A 22,575-nucleotide genomic window follows, 5' to 3' on the forward strand; every position below is an offset into this window, starting at 1 on the left:
CGGTGAACCCTCGCCGGCGCCACGGCCATCATCCCGGCGGCCGGCCTCGATCCTCCTAGGCTCTATCCCAACCGTGGAGACCGCCCAAGGAGCGCCGATGCACACCGTCGAGAAATCACCCAAGCGAACCACCCTGGCCGAGCGCGCCTACCAGGAGATCCGCACCCGGATCATCGACAACCGGCTCGCCCCCGGGGCGCCCCTGGACGAGGAAGCCCTGATGACCGAGCTGTCCATCGGCCGCACCCCCTTGCGCGAGGCCGTCAAGAGACTGGAATCGGAACGCCTCCTGACCATCTACTCGCACCGGGGGACCTTCGTCCCCGAGGTCACCATCCGCGACCTGCGGGAGATCTCCGACGCCCGCAGGCTGCTCGAGGGCTACGCCGCCCGGCGGGCCGCACTGTCCGCCACGGAGGCGGACCGGCGGGACCTCGAGGCCTGCCTGCAGGAGCTGCAGTTCTTGGACGCCCGGTCCGCCGCCGACCTCATCCAGGTCGATGCGCGGATCCACGAAGCCATCTACACGGCCATGGGCAACCGCTACATCGAGGAAAGCCTCATCCAGTACTTCTCCCTGTCCATGCGGATGTGGAACCACGTCCTGCCCCGCCTGGGCACCATGGAACCCCACGTGCAGGAGCACGTGGACCTGATCCGGTCCGTCCTCGACGGGGATGCCCAGGAAGCAGAGCGCCTCGCCGCGGATCACGTGACCCATTTCGAGGACATGGTGATCGCCGCCCTCTGAGGACGGCCCAGCGGTCCTCACCCCTCAACGCCCCACCAGCTACCGGAGGCCACCCGGCCTTCCCTCACGAATAAGGTGACACGCCCCATGACCACCACCACGACCTCCACGGCTCCCGCTCCCCCGCTCTCCGGGAACCGCTCCACCTCCACCGGCATGGTGCTCACCCTGACCTGCACCAACCAGAAGGGCATCGTGCACGCCGTCTCCGGCGCCCTGCTGGACGTCGACGCGTACATCACCTCCTCCCAGCAGTTCGACTCCCCCGACACCCAGAGCTTCTTCATGCGGGTGGAGTTCACCACCGAGGCCGCCCTGACCGAGGTCCAGGACGCCCTGACCCCGATCAGGGACCGGTTCTCCATGGAACTGCACCTGCACGAGGCCACCACCAAGACCCGCACCCTGATCATGTGCTCCAAGGACGGGCGCACCCTCAACGACCTGCTCTTCCAGCAACGCGCCGGCACCCTGCCGATCGAGATCCCGGTGATCGTCTCCAACCACCTGGACCTGCAGCCGATGGCCTTCTTCTACGGCATCCCCTTCGTCCACATCCCCGTCACCAGGGACGCCGACGGCACCACCAACAAGGCCGAGGCCGAGGCCCGCCTGCTGGACCTGGTCGCCGAGCACGACATCGAGCTCGTGGTGCTGGCCCGCTACATGCAGGTCCTCTCCGACGAGCTGTGCCGCAAGCTCGGCGGCAAGGCCATCAACATCCACCACTCCTTCCTGCCCTCCTTCAAGGGCGCCAAGCCCTACCACCAGGCCCACGAACGCGGCGTCAAGCTCATCGGCGCCACCGCCCACTACGTCACCCCGGACCTGGACGAGGGCCCCATCATCGCCCAGACCGTCCAGCCGGTCACCCACGCCCAGTCCGCCCGCGACTTCGTCAACCTGGGCCGCGAGGTCGAGGGCTCCACCCTGTGCCGGGCCGTGCGCTGGCACGCCGAGCACCGCGTCCTGCTCGACGGCAACCGCACCGTCGTCTTCGACTGACCAGAAGGCAATGACCCGGCGAGCCGCATGATCATCTGCGCCTCGTGCCCCCGAACCGGTCATCGACGGCAACAGCAGGAACAGCACAGCGGACGAGGCCCCGGCCCTCCGCCCGGTGGGGCGCCCGAGGGCGATGTGCAGCCGCCAGGACCATGCTTCACTGAGCAAAGGACCCACACATGGCTTTCAGGAACGTCCAGCAATCCCCCACACCCGATGAGTTGCGTGCCGACGACGCGTGGGCGGAGACCCCGCGTGCCGAAGAACCGGTACTCCGGGAGAAGAGCGAGGCAACCATGAGAGCCTCCGGTGAGGCAGACACAGACCTCCCTGTCCTCGATCCGGAGGAGGAGGGCGGGCTCCCCCGGACGGACGTCGAGTGCGAGCAGATCCTCGAAGAGCTACGTCATGCCAGGACCGAGCAGGCAGTGGCGGAGCGCCGAAACCACAGGCTCACCCTCGACAAGGTCACGTTCGGCATCACGGGCGTCATCGCCCTGGCCTTCGTCATCTGGGGCTTCGTGGGGCGCGACAGCCTGTCCGAGACGTCCACGGGTGCCCTCAACTGGGTCATGGAGTACACGGGATGGCTCTTCATGTTCCTGGCCTCGCTCTTCGTGGTCTTCGTCCTCTGGCTGGCCCTGGGCAAGTTCGGCAACATCCCGCTGGGCAAGGACGGCGAGAAACCCGAGTTCCGGACGGTCTCCTGGGTCGCCATGATGTTCGCTGCGGGCATGGGCATCGGGCTGATGTTCTACGGGGTGGCCGAACCGCTCTACCACTACGTCTCCCCACCGCCCGGCACCGTGGACGGCCGGACCCCCGAGGCCATCCAGACCGCCATGGCGACCTCGATCTTCCACTGGACCCTGCACCCCTGGGCCATGTATGCGGTGGTCGGCATCGCCATGGCCTACGGCGCCTACCGCCTGGGCCGCCGGCAACTGATCTCCGTCGCCTTCACCTCACTCTTCGGCGTCCGCAGGGTCGAGGGTCCCCTCGGGAAGTTCATCAACATCCTGGCCATCTTCGCCACCTTGTTCGGGACCGCCGCGTCGCTCGGCCTGGGCGCCCTGCAGATCGGCAGCGGCTTGACCTCCAACGGTTGGTTCGGTGACATCGGCACCCCCGTGCTCGTGGTGATCGTGGCCGTCCTGACACTGTGCTTCGTCGCGTCCGCCGTCTCCGGCATCAGCCGCGGCATCCAGTGGCTCTCCAACATCAACATGGTCCTGGCCGTCGTCCTCGCGCTGATCGTCTTCGTCGCCGGCCCCACGCTGTTCATCCTCAACCTGATCCCCTCCGCGATCGGCGACTACGCCCGCGACCTGGCCGAGATGTCGTCCCGGACGGAAGCGGTCGGCGATGAGTCGCTGCGCAGCTGGATGACCAGCTGGACCATCTTCTACTGGGCGTGGTGGATCTCCTGGACCCCGTTCGTCGGACTCTTCATCGCCCGCATCAGCCGCGGCCGCACCATCCGCCAATTCGTCACCGGAGTGCTGCTGGTGCCCAGCGTCGTCAGCGTGGTCTGGTTTGCCGTCTTCGGCGGCTCCGCCTTCCACGTCCAGCAGGAGGCCGACCAGGAGGGTGCGCCCGGCCTCGTGACCATGGTCGACGGGGCACCGTCGGTCAACTTCGACGGAGCACTCTTCGACCTCGTCAAGAACCTGAGCATGCCTGACTGGGCCACCACTGCCGTCATCGTCCTGGCCATGGTCCTGGTCGCCATCTTCTTCATCACCGGTGCCGACGCGGCGTCCATCGTGATGGGTTCGCTCAGCTCCAACGGAGCCGAACACCCCCGCCGCGGAGTGGTCATCTTCTGGGGTTGCCTCACCGGTGCCGTGGCCGCGGTCATGCTGCTGGCCGGCGGTGATGAACCCTCGGAAGCCCTGGCCGGGCTGCAACGCATCACCATCGTGGCAGCGCTACCGTTCGTCATCGTCATGATGCTGCTCTGCTTCGCCCTGACCAAGGACCTGCGCCGGGACCCCCTCTCCTTGAGGCGCCGCCTGGCCACGTCGGTCGTGGAGCGGGCCATTCGCACGGGCGTTGAACAGCACGGTGGTGCGCAGTTCGACCTCGTCACCAAGCACGACTGCGCCGAGCGGTGCTCGGACTCGGCCTGCCTTGGAGCGACTCCGTCGGGGAGCATTCCCACCGTCGAGGCCCGGCGCCCGGAACCCGGGAGCAGCTAGCAGGCGGCTCTCTCCGAGCTGGAGCCCTTTCCCCAGGGCAGGTGGCTGGGCCCGGTCCGGGCCCAGCCACTCGCTGTGTGACCGGGTGCCGACGCCTTCGTCCTCGCGTCCTTCCATCCCTGGTCAGGTGGCGCAGCGGGTGTTCGAGCTGGCTTCCGGTGTCACAGATCGTCTGCCGGCCGACCGGCGAGGATTCGATCGGCGCTGACCCGGAGGATGCCGAGCGATTCCTGGATCAGCGGTGAGGTGATGCTGCCCCGGCGCACCGCGGCGACGATGCGGCGCGCCGGCTTCCCCCGGCCGGTCAGTCGCAGCCGGACGACGTTCTCGGCACTTCGCAACGGCGCCAGTCGCGGCAGCAGTCCCACGCCCAGCCCCGCACCGACGAAGGCGATCTGGGTCTCCCACTCGACGGCCTCATGGGCGATGCGCGGCCTCACGCCGACGGCGCGGAACGCCGCGGTAAACAGCGAATGGTAGGTGGAGCCCGCGGCCTCGGTGATCCACGGTTCCGACGCCAGCTCCTCGAGCGTCACCGTGGCCCGCGACGCCAACGGGTGGTCGGCGGGGATGATCACGTCCAGGGGATCGTCCAGCAGGACCGTCTGCTCGAAGCGCGGATCGTCCTCGGCGTGGGTGTCGGATTGCATGGCGACGATGACCGCCAGGTCGATGCGCTCTGCGACCAACAGGTCGAAGCAGCGGGCCGGGTCGGCCTCGAGCACCTGTACCTCCAGCAGGGGGCGTGACGAGCGCAGCGTGGCGGCCAGGGGTGCCAGCAGCTGGGCGGCCGCCGTGGAGAATCCGCCGAGGCCGAAGTGGGACGGCATCTGGTCACCGGCCTGCATGGCCGCGGTGTGCAGGCTCTCCCACTCCGCGATCAGGGTGTCCGAACCGGTCACGAGGAACCGGCCCGTGGCGGTCAGTCTCACTCCTCGACCGTCCTTCGTGAGCAGCTGCATTCCCAGTTCGCGCTGGAGGCCCCTCAGCTGCGCGGAGACGGCGGAGGGGGAGTATCCCGTGAGCTCCGCGGTCGCGTTGATGGTGCCGCAGCGGGCGAACACCCGGAGGGTGACGAGGCGTGGGTCGATCATGCACACATTGTGCACGGTCATCTCCACCATCTTGCGCTTTTTCCGCAGAGCGGTTGTGCCTAATCTCACACATAGAACGCCTCGACCACACCGATTGCGCCCCAGCGGGGGTGCCGACGGATCCCCCACTCACCGAACCCTCCCGGGAGGAACCACATGTCTGCTCCAGTGAACGTGTCCCCCACATCACGCGGAAAGCTCGCGTCTTCCGTGCCCGCCGAGCAGTTGGCGGAGATCGCGGAACTGTTCGATTTCCGGCGCGCCGGATACTCCCTCGACGCACCCTTCTACACGGATCCGACGATCTTCAGCATCGACATGCAGGCCATCTTCGGACGGCACTGGATCTTCGCGGCCAGCATCGCCGAACTCCCGGAGCCGGGTGACTACGTCACGGTGGACTACGGTCCCTACTCCCTGATCGTGCTGCACGACGACGACGGCGGCGTGAACGTCCTGCACAACGTGTGCCGCCACCGCGGCGCCCGCGTCCTGACCGACCCCGCGGGGACCACGGGAAACCTGGTCTGCGGCTATCACTCCTGGACCTACTCCCCCAACGGCGATCTGATCCACGCCTCGGCCCCGGGGGAAACGACGTTCGACAAGGGCTGCTTCGGCCTCAAGCGCGCCCACAGCCGCGTGGTCGCCGGACTCATCTTCGTCTGCATCGCGGATGAGCCGCCGACGGATTTCGACGACACCGCAAAGATCTTCGAGCCCTACCTCGCACCGCACGACCTGTCGAAGACGAAGATCGCCTACCAGCAGAACATCGTCGAAGAGGGCAACTGGAAGCTCGTCATGGAGAACAACCGTGAGTGCTACCACTGCGACGGGCACCCGGAGCTCGCCTGTTCCCTCTTTCCCACCTGGGGTCTCACGGAGGGCCTGGTCCCGCCCCATCTCGAGGAGGTGTGGGAACGCAACAAGCAGGCACAGTCCTCACTCGAGGAGCGTTGCCGCCGCTACGGCCTTCCGTACGAGGTCATCGAGGAGCTGGACACCCGCATCGCGGGCATCCGCATCTCCCGGGAATCCCTCGACGGTGACGGCGAATCCTTCTCCCCCGACGGCCGCCGGTTGTCCAAGAAGCTGCTCGGGGACTTGCGGGACTTCCGTCTGGGCCGCTGTTCGATGCACCTGCAGCCCAACAGCTGGTTCCATTTCCTCGGGGACCACGTCATCACGTTCGGTGTCTTCCCCATCAACGAGCACCAGACGCTGGTCCGCACCACCTGGCTGGTGGCTGACGACGCCGAGGAGGGCGTCGACTACGACCTGGAGAAACTCACCTATACCTGGAAGCAGACCAACCTGCAGGACAAGGCGTTCGTGGAGCTGTGCCAGCAGGGCGCCGGCAGTCCCGCCTACCAACCCGGCCCGTACATGAAGAGCGAGTACCAGGTCGAGGCGTTCATCAACTGGTACGTGCAGCGAGTGCAGGAGCACCTGGCATGACCGACCTCGTCACCGGGACGACCACCCAGGAGCCACAGCGCATCCGCGGCCTGGAGATGCCGTGGAACAGGGTGATGGCCACCACCGAGGGACCCGCAGGCGCCGCCCGCGCCCTGGGCCCATGGCATCCCCAGGAGTTCATGGCCGAATGCGTCGAGGTCATTCCCGAGGCAGGCGACATGATGACCTTCGTCTTCCGCCGCTGCGACGGAGCGCCGCTGGCGTTCCGTCCGGGCCAGTACGTCAACGTCGCCTTTCCGGTGAACGGCGCGGACCAGGACCCCGTGGACCGTAGCTACTCGCTGTCCAGCTCACCCACGCGACCGTGGACCTTCGACATCTCCGTCAAGCGCGACCCCACGGGACTTGTGTCACCGTGGGTTCACGAGAACGTCAGGCCGGGCATCGTCCTGGAGATGCTCGGACCCGTCGGGGCATTCCACCTGCCTGACGCCGACCGGCGGGCACGATATCTCCTGCTGGCCGCCGGCGCGGGTATCACCCCCATCATGTCGATGGTGCGGACCATCCACTCCCTGCCCGGGCAGGCCGAAGTCGTGGTGTTGTACCACGGAGCGGTGGCCGGAGGTTATGCCTTCCACCAGGAGCTGGCCTACATCGCCTCCGTGGACCCGCGCATCAAGGTCTTCTGGTCCCTGGGCGACCGCAACACGCCCGAGGGCTGGGAATGGCTCACCGGACGGCTGTCATCGGCCATGCTCGAGGAGGTCGCGCCCGACGCCAACGGCCGCCAGGTCTATGCCTGCGGACCCGAAGGTTACCTCAACACCGCCGCTGAGCTCCTCAAGAAGGTCGGTGTCGACGACACCTCCATCCACATGGAGTTCTTCTCGGGAGACCGCCAGACGCTCCTTGAATACCAGGCGGAGGTCGCGCTGGCAGCGGACATTGCCGAGGAGATCGCCGAGGAGATCGCCGATTCCGCCGAGGACTACTACGACAGCCAGCCCACCGCGTTCGAGCTCTACGAGCCGGGTTATGACGCCGAGGGGACACTGGAGGCAGCAGGGTTGCCGCTGGAGGCCGCCGGGCCGGAGGCCTCACGTCCCGAAGGCGGTACCGACGGGGCGGTGGAGGCCGAGACCATCGACCCCTCGGGCTTCGACACGGTCGGCACGGGAAGCCTCACCCTGTCCTTCATGCGCACCGGCGTGAATGTGCGCATCGACCCCGCCGACCACATCCTCGAGGTGGCCCAGCGTGCAGGCGTGCGGATCGGCGCGAACTGCAAGGAGGGAATGTGCGGCTCCTGCAAGGTCGTCAAGCTCTCCGGAGAGGTCGAGATGAACCACCAGGGCGGCATCCGTCAACGGGAGATCGATGCAGGGAAATTCCTGCCCTGTTGCTCCACCGCCCGGACCGACCTGGTGATCGATGCCTGATCCCTCCGGTTCCTCCAGTCCGGGGGCCGGTCGCCATCGTCCAGGCGGGCAAGGCCGAGCGGCTCGGCAAGGCCGCGACCGCCGGTAGGGTGCTGGGCTGGATCGACACGATCTTCGGGCCATCGGCATCATCGTGTTCATCATGATGATCGCCGGCGTCCTCGCCGTCGGCGGCGCCAGCCACTGAGCGATTCGCCTCAACAACGGGCGGCACCCCTCCGGGGTGCCGCCCGTGGTCGTATGCCCTGATGGTTGCTGACCTTCAGCCGGGCAGCGGAGTCCGACGACCCGGCACCGCGGGTAGAGGACGTCGCCGCATCAACGCTGGATCGAGGCGCAGGAGTCGCGACTCCATCGGCGGTGATGGAGTCACCACCCCGATCCAGGCGAATGACGAGCCCCTATACCTTGCAACATACCCCAGAGGGGTATATACCAGACGTGGCAGGCCTCGCAGGGTGAGCAGCGGGGCAACCACTGGACGAAGCCCGGGAACCATCGTCCCTGAGGCCTCCGGCACCACCGTCCGCACCGTCCGACCCACCGCCCATCATCTCGGCGGGCTCGCCGTCGAGGGGAAGGAACGCCATGAGTCCCGCCCAACACCACGGCCCGGACGAGCACGCCGGTCACACCGGTCACACCGCGCAGGGAGAGCATGCCGGCCACGGGGGCCATGGTCAGGCGATGCCGCAGGGGAACCCGCATTCGGCGGTGGACGAGGAGCATCAGGTCCACTCCCAGGGAGAGCACGCCGGGCACAGCGTGGCCATGTTCAAGAACAGGTTCTGGGTGTCGCTGGCGCTGTCGGTGCCGGTGATCGTCTTCAGCCCGATGGTCGCCCACCTGCTGGGCTACCACCTCCCTCAGTTCCCGGGTTCGGACTGGATCGCTCCGGTGCTGGGCACGGTGATCTTCATCTACGGCGGTACCCCGTTCCTCAGGGGTGGCTGGCGTGAGGTGACGTCGCGCCAGCCGGGGATGATGCTGCTGATCTCCCTCGCCATCACGGTCGCCTTCGTGGCGTCCTGGGTGACCACCTTGGGGATCGGGGCGTTCGACCTGGATTTCTGGTGGGAGCTGGCACTGCTGGTGACCATCATGCTGCTGGGCCACTGGATGGAGATGCGCGCCCTGGGCGCGGCCTCCTCGGCGTTGGACGCCCTGGCCGCGCTGCTGCCGGACGAGGCCGAGAGGATCGTGGACGGGGACACCGTGACGGTGCCCATTGCCGACCTGTCGGTCGGTGACACCGTCCTGGTCCGCTCCGGGTCCCGTGTCCCCGCCGACGGACAGATCGTGGACGGGGCCGCGGAGTTCGACGAGTCGATGATCACCGGGGAGTCCCAGGCGGCCTCCCGCGGTGAGGGTGAGACCGTGGTCGCCGGCACCGTGGCCACCGACAATTCCGTCCGGGTCCGCGTCGAGGCCATCGGAGCCGACACCGCCCTGGCCGGCATCCAGCGGATGGTGGCCGACGCCCAGGAGTCCTCCTCCCGCGCCCAGGCCCTCGCCGACCGGGCGGCGGCCCTGCTGTTCTGGTTCGCCCTGGTCGCGGGCATCCTCACCGCCCTCGTCTGGACCGTGCTGGGCAGTCCCGACGACGCCGTGACCCGGACGGTGACCGTGCTGGTCATCGCCTGCCCGCACGCCCTGGGCCTGGCCATCCCGCTGGTCATCGCCATCTCCACCGAGAAGGCGGCGGCCTCCGGGGTGCTGATCAAGGACCGGCTCGCCCTGGAACGGATGCGCACCATCGACGTGGTGCTCTTCGACAAGACCGGCACCCTGACCGAGGGCGCCCACGCGGTCACCGGTACCGTCACGATGCCAGGTGTCTCCGAGGCCCGGTTGCTGGCGGTCGCCGCGGCGGCCGAGGCCGACAGCGAGCACCCGGTCGCCCGTGCCATCGTCACCGCCGCCACCACGCACGCGGAGGCTTCCGACCGGCGAATGCGCGGCGCCGGGTTCACCGCTGCCAGTGGCCGCGGCGTGCGCGCCACCGTGGACGGGATGCAGGTGCTCGTCGGTGGGCCGAACATGCTGCGCGAGTACGGGGTGGACACCCCCGTGGAGATCGCCGAGACCACGCAGTCCTGGACCGACCGCGGCGCCGGGGTGCTGCACGTGGTGGCCGACGGTGAGGTCATCGGTGCCCTGGCCGTGGAGGACCAGGTCCGCTCCGAGTCCCGGGCCGCCGTGAAGGCGCTGCAGGACCGGGGGGTCACGGTGGCCATGATCACCGGCGACGCCACCCAGGTCGCCCGGGCCGTGGGGGCGGACCTGGGCATCGACGAGGTCTTCGCCGAGGTCCTCCCCCAGGACAAGGACACCAAGGTCACCGAACTGCAGGCCCGCGGACTGAGCGTGGCCATGGTCGGCGACGGCGTCAACGACGCCCCTGCCCTGGCCCGCGCCGACGTCGGCGTCGCCATCGGCGCCGGGACCGACGTGGCCATGGAATCGGCCGGCGTCGTGCTGGCCGGCAACGACCCCCGTGCCGTGCTGTCGATGATCGAGCTCTCCCACGCCAGCTATCGCAAGATGGTCCAGAACCTCGTCTGGGCCGCCGGCTACAACGTCATCTCCGTCCCGCTGGCAGCCGGCGTACTCGCCCCGTTCGGGTTCGTGCTCTCCCCCGCGGTCGGTGCGATCCTGATGTCGGCCTCCACCATCGTGGTGGCCCTCAACGCCCAGCTGTTGCACCGGATCATCCTCGACCCCGCCTACCTGGCCCCCCTCGGCGCCCAGGACCGGCACGCTGGCAGGCCTGCCGCCCGGGCCGCCACCCACTGACCCACCCCCGACACGACGGAGGACCACTCCCACGAAGCGCATCCCCACCTTGACCGGTCCGGCCCTGACCGCGGACCTGGCCCTGACCGCCTGCGGCGGCACCGACACGAGCGGTGGTACGGGCACCACCTCGACACCGACCACCTCGGCGGCGGCCGCACCGACCCCCACCGGCACCGCCTCGGCTTCGACCGGGCAGGTCTCGGCAGAACACAACGAGGCGGACGTCATGGTCACCCAGATGATGATCCCCCACCACCAACAGGCCGTGGCGATGAGCGAGATGCTGCTGGCCAAGACCGACATCCCGGCCGAGGTCACCGACGTCGCGCAGCAGGTCATCGACGCCCAGCAGGCGGAGATCGCGCAGATGCGCACGATGCGCGGCGCGCCGGGTTCAGGCCACCTCGACGGTGCCCATCATGCCCAGGTCCTCGTGGTCGAGGATGTGGCAATGGAACACGGTGCGGCCGGTGAAGTCCCCGAAGGCCACGCGGACCGTCACCTGCCCGAAGGCCGGGACGTTCACGACGTCGGCCCAGCGGGGGTCGTCCTGCGCGCCGTCGCCGTCCTCGATCACCTGGACGGGCCAGACGTGCAGGTGGACCGGGTGATCCATGGGTGAGGAGTTGACCAGGGTCCATTCCTCGACATCGCCGGCGCGCACGCTGACGTCGGTGCGCGCGGCGTCGAACTCCTGGCCGTTGACGGTGAAGGACATCAGGGCACCGTTGCCCATCATCCCTCCTCCCATACCGCCCATGTCGCCCATCGCGAAGTCGAGGGTGCGCCGTCGGGCCACGGCCTCCCCCCGCAGGTCCCTCGGCTCCGGCACCGCCTCCACCGCGCCGGGCCGGTCGACCGGTTTCCCGCCGACCTCCAGGCGCAACAGCTCCAGGGGTCCACCACCCCCGGGACGCCTCCCGCCCATCATCCCGGGCATCGCCCCGCGGTCCACGGGGGCGGCCACGAGCGTGGAGGTGCCCTCGGTGGCCTCGACCAGGATCTCCGCCCGGTTGCCCGGCGCCAGGTCGACCGTCGAGGTCTCCACGGGTTCACGCAGCCGGCCCTGGTCCCGGGCCAGCAGCAGCATCGTCTGGCCCTCCAGACTGAGGCGCAGGAAGCGGGAGGGGCAGGCATTGACGATCCGCCAGCGCTCGCGCTCCCCCGGTGCGGCCTCGAGCCGTGGCCGCGCCTGGCCGTTGACCAGCACCAGTCGGCCCTCCCGCCCCATCATCCGCTCCCTCGGCGACGGCTCCGCGAGGTCCCCGTCGGCCGTGAGCAGGGGGTCCGAGACCACGAGGACGCGTTCACGCGTGACCGGCACCGAATGCGTGTCCCGGACGATGATCGCACCGTACAGGCCGGCCGCGAGCTGCTCGGCCACGTGGCCGTGGTGGTGCGGGTGGTACCAGTAGGTGCCGGGCGGATGGTCGTCCGGCAGGACGAACTCGTAGTCGTGGGCCTCCCCCGGGCCGATCGTCACGAAGGGGTTGTCCCCGGCACCCCGGGGGGAGACGTGCAGGCCGTGGACGTGGAGGTTGGTGGGTCCGGCCAGGCGGTTGCTCATGCGGATCCGCAGGGTGTCCCCGGCGGACACCTCCACGGTGGGGCCCGGGAGCGAGCCGTTGAAGGTCCACACGCTGGCGGGCCGGCCATCGATCGTGACGGTGGCCGGAGCAGCCTCCAGGCCGAACTCCAGCAGTCCGTCGGCACTGGCGAGCACCTGCGGTTCGGCCCATTCCCCCGGACCGGTCCCGTCCCCTGCAATGGAACCGTCCGTCGTCGGACGCCCCCGCGGAGGATGAGGCGCGCCCTGGGGCCGACGCCCCTGCCACAGCCCGACGGCACCGACCGCGGTCATCGTGGCGCCGGCCAGTCCCCACCCGATCACCTGTCGCCGGGTGGGCGCGCTCACGGCGTCTCTCCCTCCAGGGTGCGCCGCCGTTCGTGGAACTCCTCGGCGCTGATCTCCCCGCGGGCGTAGCGTTCCTCGAGGATCTCCCGGGCCCTGGACGTCGCCGCACCGGCCGGCGGGGTGCGCGGCCCGTCCGGGCGGCCGGCGCCCGGGCCCCCGCGGACCAGGACCAGGACGAGGAGGGTCACCAGCACGACCACCCCGACGATCAGCAGGATCCAGAACAGCCAGGCCCAGCCCATCGCCCAGCCCATGCCGTCGCCCCACATCATGACGCTCTCCTCGCTCGTGTGGTTCCGTCCCCTACGGGGTGCCCTGCAGGCCCCCGTCGTGGTGGCGCAGGGACTCCAACACGGACCGCAGCCGGGTGCCGGCATCGTCGGCCACCTCCTGGACGGGACCGCTCCCGCTCAGGGTGACCATGGTCTGGGGGTCGATGGCCTCCACCGTGGTCGCCCCCGCGCCGGCGGCGCGGCGGACGACCACGTTGCACGGCAGGAGCGCTCCCATCTCCGGTTCGGCCGCCAGGGCCTTGCTGGCCAGACCGGGGTTGCAGGCACCCAGGATCACGTAGTCGCCGACGGCCTCGGCGGCCTCGGCCCCCAGCTTCTTCTCGAACGTGGCCCGGACGTCGATCTCGGTCAGGATGCCGAAACCCTGGTCGGAAAGTGCCTCGCGAGTGCGCTCGACGGCGTCCTCGTAGGACAGGTCGACGGTGATGGCATGGGTGTAGCCCATCGGTCACTTCTTCTCGTCATAACGATCGGCCGGGTGTGGCCCGGCCGTCAATCAGCGGGACACGGCCGGTTCGCATAGGCCCCGTCCGGTCCCGTCGTCGTGGTGGCCACCGGTCCGCCGCAGCCACCCGGCCCCGTCAACCGAGGGTCGCCAACAGGTCCGCGCAGGCCTGTTCGCACCGGCGGCAGGCCTCGGCGCAGACCCTGCAGTGCTCGTGCATGTCCGCGTGGGAGGCGCACTCGTCCCCGCATCCCTTGCACGCCGCGCGGCAGGCCTCGAGCAGGGCCCGGACGGTCTCCGCGTTGGTCCCGGTCTGCCGCGACAGCACCCGGCCCGTGACGGCGCAGAGATCGGCACAGTCCAGGTTGAGCCGGATGCACTGCCTCAGGTCCGCGACCATGTCCTCGGCCAGGCACGCATCCGCACATGCCGTGCACGTCTGGGCACACTCGAAACAGGCCTCGATGCACTCCGCCAGCCTCTGCCGGTCAATGGCACCCAGGTCCTTCGGGTAGGTCTGCAGCATCGAGCTCACGTGGTGGGTCATGACATCCTCCTGTATCGGTCCACTCGGCCGGACGATCCGGCCCGAGCCGGTCACCCATGCCTCCGACCGTAGACCGCGACCCGGGGCGGGTTGAAGGACTGAACCGTGATGGTTTCCAGTCATGCCTCGCGCTGCAACCGGGCCGGGTACCGGCTCAGCGTCGTCATCACATCGCCCTTCCGTGCCAGCGGGGATGCTGGGACGAAGCCGACGGTGCTCCCGGCCACCACACCCGGACCGGGTCTTGATGGATCCTTCACACCACCGGGCCGGGACCGGGCGACCGCCCGGTCATCGGTGGAGGTCGAACCGGTCGAGCTCCATGACCTTGGACCAGGCCGCCGCGAAGTCGCGCACGAACTTCTCCGGGGCGTCGTCCGCGGCGTAGACCTCGCAGATGGCGCGCAACTGGGAGTGGGAACCGAAGACCAGGTCTGCGGCCGTGGCGGTCCACCTGACCTCGTCCTCGCCGAGGTCCCGGATCTCGAAGGCCTCCTCGTCGGACTCCGAGGCCCTCCACTCCATGCCGGTCCGGAGCAGGTTGACGAAGAAGTCGTTGCTCAGGGTCCCGGGGCGGTCGGTGAGGACGCCATGGGGTGACTGGCCGTGGTTGGCGCCCAGGACCCGCAGTCCCCCCACCAGCACCGTCATCTCCGGCGCCGACAGGTTCAGCATGTAGGCACGGTCGACGAGCAGGGTCTCGGGTGACAGTTCCGTCCCGGGCGCGCGGAAGTTGCGGAAGCCGTCGGCCTCCGGTTCCAGCACGGCGAAGGAGGCGACGTCGGTCTGCTCCTGGGTGGCGTCGGTACGCCCCGGGTGGAACGGGACCCGGACCTCGTGACCGGCACCGCGCGCCGCCTGCTCGACGGCCGCGCAGCCGCCGAGGACGATCAGGTCGGCCAGCGAGACCCTCGTCCCGTCGGACCGGGACGCGTTGAACTCCTGCTGGATCCCCTCGAGGACGCGCAACACCTCGGCCAGCCGGTCCGGTTCGTTGACCGCCCAGTCGCGCTGCGGCTCCAGGCGGAGGCGGGCGCCGTTGGCCCCGCCCCGGTGGTCGGTGCTCCGGAAGCTGGCGGCGGAGGCCCACGCCGTGGAGACCAGTTGGGGCACCGTCAGCCCGGACTCCAGGACGGCCGCCTTCAGACGGTCCACGTCCTCGTCGCCGATCAGTTCGTGGTCCACCTCCGGCACCGGGTCCTGCCACAACTGCGGTTCGGGGACCCACGGACCCAGGTACCGGGAGACGGGACCCATGTCCCGGTGCAGCAGCTTGTACCAGGCCTTGGCGAACGCCTCGGCGAACTCCTCCGGGTGCTCGTGGTAGCGACGGGAGATCTTCTCGTACACCGGGTCGCTGCGCAGTGCGAGGTCGGTCGTCAGCATGGTGGGCCGGTGCTTCCTGTCCGGGTCGTGGGCGTCCGGGACGGTCTCCGGCGCGTCCTTGGCCACCCACTGGTGGGCCCCGGCCGGGCTCGTGGTCAGTTCCCACTCATGGCCGAAGAGGTTGCCGAAGAAGCCGTTGCCCCACTGCGTGGGGGTGCTGGTCCAGGTGACCTCCAGGCCGCTGGTGATCGCGTCGGCGCCCTTGCCGGAGCCATAGGAGCTCATCCACCCCAGACCCTGCGCGGACACCGGGCAGGCCGCCGGCTCGGGGCCCACCTGGTCGGCCGGTCCGGCGCCGTGGGTCTTGCCGAAGGTGTGCCCGCCGGCGATCAGCGCGACGGTCTCCTCGTCGTTCATGGCCATGCGGCCGAAGGTCTCCCGGATGTCGCGGGCCGCGGCCACCGGGTCCGGGTTGCCGTTGGGCCCCTCGGGATTGACGTAGATGAGTCCCATCTGCACCGCGGCCAGCGGGCCGGAGAGCTCGCGGTCACCGGCGTACCGCTCGTCCCCCAGCCAGGTGTCCTCCGGCCCCCAGAACATCTCCTCGGGCTCCCACACGTCCTGACGCCCGAAGGCGAAGCCGAAGGTCTTGAAGCCCATAGACTCCAGAGCCACGTTCCCGGCCAGGACCAGCAGGTCGGCCCAGGAGAGCTTCCGGCCGTACTTCTGCTTGATGGGCCAGAGCAGGCGCCGCGCCTTGTCCAGGTTGGCATTGTCCGGCCAGCTGTTCAGGGGCTCGAACCGCTGGGCCCCGTCGCCGGCGCCACCGCGGCCGTCGGCGATCCGGTAGGTGCCCGCGGAGTGCCAGCTCATCCGGATGAACAGTCCGCCGTAGTGGCCGAAGTCAGCGGGCCACCAGTCCTGGGAGCTGGTCATGAGCTCGGTCAGGTCGCGTCTGAGCTCCTCGACGTCGAGGCCCGAGAACTCGCGTGCGTAGTCGAAGTCACCGCCCAGCGGGTCGGTCGTCCTCGAGTGCTTGCGCAGCACGCCCAGGTCCAGGTGGTCCGGCCACCAGTCCTGGATGGTCCGCGGACGGTGCCGCACGGGGGTGGGCGCATCGATGACCGGGTTCTCGCTCTCGCTGCCGTGAACGGACGCATCGGGGGTCGTGGACATGGGATCTTCCTTTCGGGCTGGCAGAGCCGGAAGGAACCGCCCCCTGACATCCGGGGCGTCGGCTCCGCGGGGAGCGCCGGAGTGGTCTATGCAGAGGCCGGGATCCTGGAGCGCCTCCCGGCGCCGGGATCCTTCGGTCGACGGGACGACATCCACGGACCCGAAGGGACGGCGGGAGGAGGCCTGGGGAACGGATGGCGTCGACGAGCGGGGCGATGCCGGCGCGGGGGGCGCACACGGTGTTCCTCCCGTTCACCGCGGTCCGGCCGGCCGACGAGGGCCCCAGTGACGCGACCGGTCATCCGATCGCGCCACCACACCCCGAATTGTCGTGGCCGTCCGGGGGGCCGTCAAGCAGTCGCGGCCGCGCCGGCGGCGGCCCGGGATGCGATGGCACGCAACCGCACGGGATCAGCCGGCCCGGACCGGTCCTCGACCCGCGGGTGGCAGCAGGAACCGGTCCGGTTCCATGGCCAGCACCCCCGCGGAGGGGTCGTAGGCGCGGGCCTGCTCGGGCGGCAACCCCTCCGGCGCGGACCGCCGGACCAGGTCTCGCTCGGGATGGCGGATGTCCCGGATCACCGAGACGCAGATCCAGATCACGGCGGCCATGTGCAGCACGATCCCGGAGCCGTACCAGAGCGGGATCCACAGGGCCCCGCCGCCGAACGCGCCGTCGGAGGTGATCCGGGCGGACTCCATCCAGACCCCGCCCCAGTGGTAGGCCTCCGCCGCCTGCCAGATCCAGAACTGCTTCCAGTCCGGGCGGGCCAGGACCACCAGCGGGATCAGCCACATCACGAACTGCGGGGAGTACACCTTGCCCAGCAGCAGGAACGCGGCCACGATCAGCAGGCACAATTGGGCCATCCTGGGCCGGGTCCGTGCCGACAGCCCGAGCCAGGCGACGCCCAGGCAGCACAGCGCGAACAAGCCGTTCGAGATCAGGGAGAAGGCCTCCCCCGACCAACCGGTCCAGGTGAAGGCCAGCCAGAGCGAGGAGAAGGACACCTCACGGTCCCCGGAGAAGGTGTAGAACCGGCTCCACTGGTCGAAGGCGGTGAGCATGAACGGGACGTTGACCGCCAGCCAGGCCGCCACGCCGGCGGCGAGCGACGCGAAGAACACCCGGAGCCGGCCGGTCCGCCAGCACAGGACCAGGATGGCGCCGAAGAAGAACAGCGGGTACAGCTTCATCGCCGCCCCCAGCCCGAGCACCAGGCCCGCCAGCACGGGATGGTTCCGGGACCACAGCCACAGCCCGAGGGCCGCGAGCATGACGGCCCACAGGTCCCAGTTCAGGAACGAGGTGAGGATGATCCCGGGCGCCACGGCCACCATCAGGGCGTCCTTGGACCGGCCGCGCGCGGTGTAGGCCGTCGCGATGACCACCACGAGCCAGCACAGCAGGGCGCCCACGGCGTTGACGTCGAAGTAGGTGACGGTCCGCTCCAGCAGGGTCCCCTGGGCCGGCACGAACCACGACGTCACCCCGGCCACCACGGCCAGCAGCGCCGGGTACTCCATCCACTGCTCCTCCGGCAGCGGGGTGTAGAACGGGAAGTACCCCTCTGCCAGCCCGCGGGTCGGGAACAGCTGCCCGAAGTCCGAGTAGCACATGTGGACGTGCACCCCGGGGGCCTCCCAGCCGTTGATCCGGCACCATTGCTTGGACAGCAGTGCCACCACGCCGGCCAGCAGCGTGGCGAGGACCAGCACCACCAGCACGCGCCGGTCCGGGCCGTCGGCGCGGGCGGCGGGACTGCCCGGGAACGCGGGGCCGCGGGACGGCGTCCGGCCCCCACCACGGTCGGGCTGCACGGGTCGGGTCTTGCTCACTCAGGTCTCCTGGGAGTTCTCGGGGGCCGCACCGGTGGGGCGGGTCCCGGCGGATGGTTTCGGGGCGCTGCGGGGGACCCTGCCGGGGGCGTGGACCGGCGCACTGATCGCACCCCGCCGGCCGGGGTCCGACCGGCGGGTCCGCCGGCGGCCGGTGAACGGGAACAGGGTCGAGGTCTTCGGGTCCAGGAAGACGATGAACACCATATAGGCCGCGCCCACGGCCCCGGTGATGATCCGCACCCAGAGCAGGGAGATCCACTGGGCCACGGACAACTGGTCCACCACCCCGATCGCCACCAGCACCATGACGACCAGGTAGAGCGTCCAGAGCGGCCAGCCCCGCCAGCGGTGGACCACCGCGAACATCGGCAGCACCCACAGCAGGTACCAGGGCTGGATGATCGGGGCCAGGAGCACGGCCGCCGACAGCGCCAGGCCGGTGGCCAGCACGGGGTTGACGGGGCGCCGGGTCAGGGCCAGCCAGGCGGTCAGCCCCATGGCCAGCACCTTGCCCGCGGCATAGACGACGTCAGCCGCGGCCCGCGCGTCGACGCCCGTCACCGAGTCCGCCACCCAGCCGATCCCGAGTCCCAGCAGGCCGAAGGGGGCATAGGGGAACGCCGCGCCCCCGGAGGTGAGCATGGCCGGCACCCAGCCGAACCACAGCCCGGTCAGACCCCCGACGGCGGCCAGCACCACCGCGGTCACGGCCAGGCATCCGGCCCAGGCCCGGGCCCGCTCCCCCCAGCCGGGCGTCCCGGCCCGGCCGCCGTCGGGCTCCGGGCCACCGACCCCGGGGGAACCGGCCGGCCCGGCGGCGCCACCGGTCGGCGTGGTCCGGTGCACCCCCGATTGGTGGGTGCCGCGCAGCAGGAGCAGCCCGGCGAAGGGCAGCGCGATCAGCGTGAGCGGCTTGATCGCGATGGACAGCGAGACCAGGACCAGTCCGCCGAGAGCGCGGGCCCGTGAGGAGTCCGGGCCGAGCAGGACGAAACCGCACAGCAGCAGCCCGACCATCAGGGCGTCGTTGTGGATGCCGGCGATCATGTAGAGCGCGAACAGCGGATTGGCGATCGAGACCCACGTGGCCCAGCCGGGCGGGGTGCCGAAGCGGCGGGCCAGCCGGGGCACGGCCCACAGGCACAGGCCCAGGCCGAGCACGGAGACCCCGCGGAACAGCAGGAAGGCCGGCTCGGGGCTGCCCCCCGTGAGGAACCAGACCGCGCGGGCGATGAGCAGGAAGAGCGGGCCGTAGGGCGAGGGTGACTCCGCCCAGATCGAGTCCGCACCCTGCATGAACCAACCGGGCAGCTCCGAGATCCAGTCCTCGTACGGGTTCAGCCCGGCGTGCAGCAGCCGGCCCTGGCCGAGGTAGGAGTAGACGTCCCGCGAGAACACCGGGAACGCCAGCATCAGGGGCGCGGCCCACAGCCAGGTCGCGCGCACCACCACGTCCCGGGACCCGGTCCACCGTCCCTCGAGCCGCTGGCCCAGCCGCAACCAGGCCCGCACCAGCAGCAGGGAGCCCAGCACCAGCAGCACGGCGCACGCGATCACCCCGGCCGGTTCGACCCGCAGGGGGTTGAGGAGCGTGGTCCGGGCGAACAGGGAGGTGGGCGTGCTGGCCAGCCAGCCCACGCCCCAGGAGCCGACCATGATCATGACCGACCCGGTCAGGCCCTGCCGCAGTGAGAGGGTGGTGTCCTCGTCGGCCCCGCCGATCAGCCAGCGCGTGGCCCGGAGCGTCCCGAGCCGTCCCCGCAGCCGGTCCAGCGACGCCGGGCGCGCGGGGAGGCCCGGGTGGTGGTCGTCGGCGTTCACGAAGCGGTCGATCCCGTCCGCCGGGTCTCCTGCGGTTGCGGCGCGGCCGGGCGGCGGCCCCGCAACCGGGCCAGGAAGGCGCGCGCGGCCGGGCGCAGGTGCCACTCCTCCTTCATCACCGAGCTCGTCCACGGGTCGAGCAACAGGATCCACACCATGCAGGCCCAGGACAGCAGGGTGGCCAGGTGCTTGAGCTGGTCCTCGATCCCCAGGAACTGCCAGACGAAGAGCTGGTCGGCGGCCCCGAACGCCACGAAGAAGGCGACCGTGAAGATGACCCACTTCAGCTGCCAGTCGCTGCGGATGCCGATCACCGCGAAGAACGGCAGCAGCCAGAGCAGGTACCAGGGCTGGATGATCGGGGACAGCACCACCAGTGCGGTGAAGGCCCAGGTCATGCGCTGCATCAGGTGCTCGTGCCGGCCGCGGAACATCAGCCAGACGACGATCAGGATGGACAGCAGCCTGCCACCGGTCTTGAACGCGTCCAGGACCCACTGGTCGGGGATGCCCAGCGAACCGAGGACCACCCGGGTGGCCTCGGCCATGATGCCGATGGGCGACCACGGCACGGAGCCGGTGCCGGTCTCCAGCATCACGCCCAGCCAGCCGAAGCCGAAGCCGCTGAGCCAGCCCACCACCACCATCAGGGCCCCGGCGATCCCGGCCGTCAGGAACCAGTAGCCGAACCGCCGGGCCCAGCTGGCGCCGCGGCCGGCCCACAGCAGGCCGATGAACGGCAGCAGCACCATGGTGATCGGCTTGATGCCGAGGGAGGCGGTCACGAACAGCACGCCGAGCAGTCCCCGGCCCGTGGCGGCGTACCAGACGCCGGCCAGGGCCAGGCCCACCATCAGGGCGTCGTTGTGGCCGGAGGCCACGAAGCTGATCAGGAACAGCGGGTTGGCCACGGTGATCCACTGGGCCCGGGCGGGGTTGGTGCCCAGCAGGCGGGCGAGCCGGGGCACGTAGACCATGATGAGCACGACGCCGGCCACGGCGGCCAGGCGGAACAGGAAGATCGCGGCATCCGGGTCGTCGGGGCCGGTCACCGCCATGACGAACTGCTCGATCCACAGGAACACCGGCCCATAGGGGGTGTCCGTCTCCGCCCAGGTGGTGTCCGCGCCGAGCTGGAACCAGTTCGACAGGGTGGAGATGCCGTCCTCGTAGGGGTCCCGGCCGGCCAGCATGAGCCGGCCCTGGCCGATGTAGGCGAAGATGTCCCGGGAGAAGATCGGCAGGCAGGCCAGCAGCGGCAAGGTCCAGAGCGCCGTGGACAGGGTGACGATGCGCAGGGCGCCCGGGCCGAACGGCCGCAGCACCTTGCCCAGCCGCAGCCAGCCCCAGAACATCAGCCAGCAACCGGCGGTCATGACCACGGTCCCGGTGATGACCCCGGACTCGGTGGTCCGCCACGGGATGAGCCAGCCCCAGCGGTTGACCGGCGAGGCGGAGGCGAGCCATCCGACGGACAGCGAACCGGCCATGACGGCCAGCGAGCCGACGAGGCCGATGAGCACCGGGATCCACACGATGCCGGTCCATCGGGCCGGGGCCGGGGGCGTCCCGGTGCTGGGCACGCTCATCGGGGCGGCGTCCTTCCGTGCTGGGCGGGCCGTCTGCAGGGCCCTCCACAAACTACCACCGGCCGTGGGGCTACTGTGGGACGCGTGGCAGCGACAGCAGAGAACCTCGTGTGGATCGATTGTGAGATGACCGGACTGGACCCGGTGGCGGACGCCCTGGTGGAGATCGCCGTCCTGGTGACCGACGCCGAGCTCAACGTGCTCGGTGAGGGCGTGGACATCGTCATCCGGCCCCCGCAGGAGGCCCTGGACCAGATGGTCCCGTTCGTGCGGGACATGCACACCTCCTCCGGACTGCTCGAGCAGCTTCCCGGCGGAGTCTCCCTCGCCGAGGCGTCCGAGGCGTGCCTGGCGTACATCACCGAGCACTGCCCGGACCCGGGCAAGGCGGTGCTGGCCGGGAACTCGGTGGGCCAGGACAAGCTGTTCCTCACGCGCGACCTGCCGGCGATCACGGATCACCTGCACTACCGGATCGTGGACGTGTCCACGATCAAGGAGCTCGCCCGCCGCTGGTACCCCAAGGCCTACTTCCAGGCTCCGGCCAAGACCGGCGGTCACCGCGCCCTCGGGGACATCGTGGACTCCATCAACGAGCTGCGCTACTACCGGTCCGCCATCATGGTCCCGGCCCCGGGCCCGGACTCCAGGACGGCCCAGAAGATCGCCGCCGGACTGGACACGGTCCAGTCCTGATCCGCCGGTGCACACAGCACCCCGGAAAGCGTGTATTATGGAACGCGCTGTCACGGTCGGTTCCACCGGCCAGGCATGGTGGGTATAGCTCAGCTGGTAGAGCGTCTGGTTGTGGTCCAGAAGGTCGCGGGTTCAAGCCCCGTTACTCACCCCAGTGCAGGCCCGGTGCGGAGGATTCCTCCGCACCGGGCCTTCGTCGTCCTTCCTCCGG

The 22,575-nt window shown here is 69.9% G+C and carries 16 protein-coding genes, 1 tRNA gene and 1 pseudogene; 9 read left to right on the forward strand and 9 right to left on the reverse strand.

The genetic code is table 11. The annotated features are described in order from the left end of the window. Nucleotides 1-97 precede the first annotated feature (97 nt). The 3 genes from CITRI_RS0110740 (at nucleotide 98) to CITRI_RS0110750 (ending at nucleotide 3,957) form a co-directional block, all read left to right on the forward strand. Nucleotides 98-751, forward strand: coding sequence for a GntR family transcriptional regulator (locus CITRI_RS0110740; RefSeq protein ID WP_010144804.1), 654 nt, complete (start codon nucleotides 98-100; stop codon nucleotides 749-751). Between the two features lie 87 nt (nucleotides 752-838). Further along, nucleotides 839-1,756: a formyltetrahydrofolate deformylase gene (gene purU / locus CITRI_RS0110745; RefSeq protein ID WP_010144805.1), complete on the forward strand. Its 918-nt coding sequence runs from the start codon at nucleotides 839-841 to the stop codon at nucleotides 1,754-1,756. Between the two features lie 179 nt (nucleotides 1,757-1,935). Continuing rightward, nucleotides 1,936-3,957: a BCCT family transporter gene (locus CITRI_RS0110750; protein WP_029139243.1), complete on the forward strand. Its 2,022-nt coding sequence runs from the start codon at nucleotides 1,936-1,938 to the stop codon at nucleotides 3,955-3,957. 161 nt (nucleotides 3,958-4,118) lie between these two features. Here CITRI_RS0110750 and CITRI_RS0110755 read toward each other — a convergent pair whose 3' ends face one another. Beyond that, entirely contained in the window at nucleotides 4,119-5,051 is a 933-nt protein-coding gene (locus tag CITRI_RS0110755; protein ID WP_029139244.1) for a LysR family transcriptional regulator, read from the reverse strand. 156 nt (nucleotides 5,052-5,207) lie between these two features. Between CITRI_RS0110755 and CITRI_RS0110760 the strand changes: the two genes are divergently transcribed. The 4 genes and pseudogenes from CITRI_RS0110760 to CITRI_RS19005 form a co-directional block, all read left to right on the forward strand. Then, entirely contained in the window at nucleotides 5,208-6,512 is a 1,305-nt protein-coding gene (locus CITRI_RS0110760; RefSeq protein WP_029139245.1) for an SRPBCC family protein, read from the forward strand. After that, the gene (locus tag CITRI_RS0110765; protein WP_010144809.1) at nucleotides 6,509-7,915 is read left to right on the forward strand and encodes a ferredoxin reductase; all 1,407 of its coding nucleotides are present in this window, start codon (nucleotides 6,509-6,511) and stop codon (nucleotides 7,913-7,915) included. Before CITRI_RS0110760 ends, CITRI_RS0110765 begins: the two co-directional genes overlap by 4 nt. Before the next feature lie 771 nt (nucleotides 7,916-8,686). Further along, nucleotides 8,687-10,711, forward strand: coding sequence for a copper-translocating P-type ATPase (locus tag CITRI_RS0110770; RefSeq protein WP_237709046.1), 2,025 nt, complete (start codon nucleotides 8,687-8,689; stop codon nucleotides 10,709-10,711). Between the two features lie 49 nt (nucleotides 10,712-10,760). Further along, nucleotides 10,761-11,081: pseudogene (locus CITRI_RS19005) on the forward strand (DUF305 domain-containing protein); the annotation flags it as partial. 27 nt (nucleotides 11,082-11,108) lie between these two features. On the opposite strand, the gene CITRI_RS0110775 reads toward CITRI_RS19005, so the two are convergent. The 8 genes from CITRI_RS0110775 to mptB (CITRI_RS0110810) form a co-directional block, all read right to left on the reverse strand. Further along, nucleotides 11,109-12,629 (reverse strand): multicopper oxidase family protein, encoded by a 1,521-nt coding sequence (locus tag CITRI_RS0110775; RefSeq protein WP_010144811.1) that lies wholly within the window; start codon nucleotides 12,627-12,629, stop codon nucleotides 11,109-11,111. Further along, complete coding sequence (locus tag CITRI_RS0110780) at nucleotides 12,626-12,901, reverse strand: SHOCT domain-containing protein (protein ID WP_010144812.1); 276 nt, start codon at nucleotides 12,899-12,901, stop codon at nucleotides 12,626-12,628. Before CITRI_RS0110780 ends, CITRI_RS0110775 begins: the two co-directional genes overlap by 4 nt. 31 nt (nucleotides 12,902-12,932) lie before the next feature. Continuing rightward, the gene (locus tag CITRI_RS0110785) at nucleotides 12,933-13,367 is read right to left on the reverse strand and encodes a DUF302 domain-containing protein (protein WP_010144813.1); all 435 of its coding nucleotides are present in this window, start codon (nucleotides 13,365-13,367) and stop codon (nucleotides 12,933-12,935) included. A gap of 136 nt (nucleotides 13,368-13,503) precedes the next feature. Beyond that, nucleotides 13,504-13,914, reverse strand: coding sequence for a four-helix bundle copper-binding protein (locus tag CITRI_RS0110790; protein WP_010144815.1), 411 nt, complete (start codon nucleotides 13,912-13,914; stop codon nucleotides 13,504-13,506). Between the two features lie 291 nt (nucleotides 13,915-14,205). Continuing rightward, nucleotides 14,206-16,416, reverse strand: coding sequence for a catalase/peroxidase HPI (gene katG / locus CITRI_RS0110795; protein ID WP_010144816.1), 2,211 nt, complete (start codon nucleotides 16,414-16,416; stop codon nucleotides 14,206-14,208). A gap of 411 nt (nucleotides 16,417-16,827) precedes the next feature. Continuing rightward, complete coding sequence (locus tag CITRI_RS0110800; RefSeq protein ID WP_010144817.1) at nucleotides 16,828-18,255, reverse strand: glycosyltransferase family 87 protein; 1,428 nt, start codon at nucleotides 18,253-18,255, stop codon at nucleotides 16,828-16,830. Then, a complete protein-coding gene (mptB, locus tag CITRI_RS19660; protein WP_050813661.1) occupies nucleotides 18,256-20,079 on the reverse strand; it encodes a polyprenol phosphomannose-dependent alpha 1,6 mannosyltransferase MptB in 1,824 nt (607 codons plus the stop codon). It lies immediately after the preceding gene. After that, complete coding sequence (mptB, locus tag CITRI_RS0110810) at nucleotides 20,076-21,668, reverse strand: polyprenol phosphomannose-dependent alpha 1,6 mannosyltransferase MptB (protein WP_010144819.1); 1,593 nt, start codon at nucleotides 21,666-21,668, stop codon at nucleotides 20,076-20,078. Before mptB (CITRI_RS0110810) ends, mptB (CITRI_RS19660) begins: the two co-directional genes overlap by 4 nt. A gap of 126 nt (nucleotides 21,669-21,794) precedes the next feature. Here mptB (CITRI_RS0110810) and orn point away from each other — a divergent pair, with 126 nt between their 5' ends. After that, nucleotides 21,795-22,364, forward strand: coding sequence for an oligoribonuclease (gene orn, locus CITRI_RS0110815; RefSeq protein WP_010144820.1), 570 nt, complete (start codon nucleotides 21,795-21,797; stop codon nucleotides 22,362-22,364). A gap of 78 nt (nucleotides 22,365-22,442) precedes the next feature. Then, a tRNA-His gene (locus CITRI_RS0110820) sits at nucleotides 22,443-22,518 on the forward strand. Nucleotides 22,519-22,575 lie beyond the last annotated feature (57 nt).

Source organism: Citricoccus sp. CH26A, from assembly GCF_000224415.1.
In the GTDB taxonomy this organism is placed as follows: Bacteria; Actinomycetota; Actinomycetes; order Actinomycetales; family Micrococcaceae; genus Citricoccus.

What these genes read in the sequence shown, in the direction of transcription:
- CITRI_RS0110765 (WP_010144809.1), top strand. Translation starts at nt 6,509, where the DNA reads ATGACCGACCTCGTCACCGGGACGACCACCCAGGAGCCACAGCGCATC.
- CITRI_RS0110755 (WP_029139244.1), bottom strand. Translation starts at nt 5,051, where the DNA reads ATGATCGACCCACGCCTCGTCACCCTCCGGGTGTTCGCCCGCTGCGGC.
- CITRI_RS0110750 (WP_029139243.1), top strand. Translation starts at nt 1,936, where the DNA reads ATGGCTTTCAGGAACGTCCAGCAATCCCCCACACCCGATGAGTTGCGT.
- CITRI_RS0110770 (WP_237709046.1), top strand. Translation starts at nt 8,687, where the DNA reads ATGTTCAAGAACAGGTTCTGGGTGTCGCTGGCGCTGTCGGTGCCGGTG.
- orn (WP_010144820.1), top strand. Translation starts at nt 21,795, where the DNA reads ATGACCGGACTGGACCCGGTGGCGGACGCCCTGGTGGAGATCGCCGTC.
- CITRI_RS0110780 (WP_010144812.1), bottom strand. Translation starts at nt 12,901, where the DNA reads ATGATGTGGGGCGACGGCATGGGCTGGGCGATGGGCTGGGCCTGGCTG.
- purU (WP_010144805.1), top strand. Translation starts at nt 839, where the DNA reads ATGACCACCACCACGACCTCCACGGCTCCCGCTCCCCCGCTCTCCGGG.
- CITRI_RS0110760 (WP_029139245.1), top strand. Translation starts at nt 5,208, where the DNA reads ATGTCTGCTCCAGTGAACGTGTCCCCCACATCACGCGGAAAGCTCGCG.
- katG (WP_010144816.1), bottom strand. Translation starts at nt 16,416, where the DNA reads ATGTCCACGACCCCCGATGCGTCCGTTCACGGCAGCGAGAGCGAGAAC.
- mptB (WP_010144819.1), bottom strand. Translation starts at nt 21,668, where the DNA reads ATGAGCGTGCCCAGCACCGGGACGCCCCCGGCCCCGGCCCGATGGACC.
- CITRI_RS0110740 (WP_010144804.1), top strand. Translation starts at nt 98, where the DNA reads ATGCACACCGTCGAGAAATCACCCAAGCGAACCACCCTGGCCGAGCGC.
- CITRI_RS0110785 (WP_010144813.1), bottom strand. Translation starts at nt 13,367, where the DNA reads ATGGGCTACACCCATGCCATCACCGTCGACCTGTCCTACGAGGACGCC.
- CITRI_RS0110790 (WP_010144815.1), bottom strand. Translation starts at nt 13,914, where the DNA reads ATGACCCACCACGTGAGCTCGATGCTGCAGACCTACCCGAAGGACCTG.